The organism is Aphanothece microscopica RSMan92 (assembly GCF_046613545.2).
Classification (GTDB): Bacteria; Cyanobacteriota; Cyanobacteriia; order PCC-6307; family Cyanobiaceae; genus NIES-981.
In genome coordinates this window covers 1-1,037 of record NZ_JBKKKY020000211.1, presented here as the reverse complement: position 1 = coordinate 1,037, position 1,037 = coordinate 1, and the positions used below count along the sequence as shown (strand labels likewise).

Below are 1,037 nucleotides of genomic sequence, written 5' to 3'. Positions count from 1 at the left end.
CGCGCTGCACCCGGACCTGGCCAACAACCCCTACATCTACCTGCTGTATGTGGTCGATCCGCCCGATGTCGGTGGCGGCGGCGGGGCGGGGCGGAACGGCGATGGCAACCGCTTCGCGCATCTGGTGCGCCACACGCTGGATGCCGCGACCGGCTACACGACCGTCGTGCCGGACAGCAAGGTGATCCTGCTGGGGGGCGCAGGCCAGGTGCTGGGCGACATATCCGGCAACGGCGCGCTGGACTTCACGGAACCGCAGCACGCCGCGCTGCCGTCATCGGAGAAGGTCGCGGGCGTCACCCCGGCGGAATGGGTGAACGGCTACAAGCAGGACTACATCAAGGTCGATAGCGTCTCCCACGCCGGGGGCGCGCTGGTGTTCGGACCGGATGGCGCGCTGTATGTCGCGACCGGCGACGGCACCTCCTACAACTACGCCGATCCGCGCACGGCCGATGTGCAGGCGCTCGACAGCCTCTCCGGCAAGATCCTGCGGATCGACCCGATCACCGGCGACGGGCTGGCGGATAATCCCTTCGTGACGGAGGGCATGGACCTCGACAGCAACCGGGCGAAGGTGTTCCAGCTCGGCCTTCGCAATCCCTTCTCCTTCGCCATCACGCCGGATGGTCGCACGGTGGTCGGCGATGTCGGCTGGTGGTCCTATGAGGAGGTGAATGTCGCCGGCGCGGGCGCGAATTTCGGCTGGCCCTGGCTGGAAGGGGGCGACGGGATGCTCGCGCCCACCACCGTCTATCGCGACATGCCGGCGGCGCAGGCCTTCTACCAGGCGATCGCGGATGGGCTGGTCGACCCGACCGCCCCGCTGCGCGCCTTCTCCCACGACAGCGACGCGCCAGGCTTCCAGATGCAGGCGATGGTCGGCGGCAGCGTGGTCTATTTCGGCGACCGCTACCCGGCGGTGTTCAACAACGACTTCTTCTTCTCCGACTTCATCTCCGGCCGGGTCTTCAGCATCGACGTGGATGACGCGGCGGCGCTGCAATTCCTCGGGCGGCTGGAGGACCGGCTGGGCC

Annotated in this window: 1 protein-coding gene; it reads left to right on the top strand. The window is 68.2% G+C overall.

The genetic code is table 11. The features are described from left to right. Window positions 1-1,037: PQQ-dependent sugar dehydrogenase (locus ACLD7X_RS17035; RefSeq protein WP_411424876.1), on the top strand; the 1,037-nt coding region annotated here is incomplete at both ends.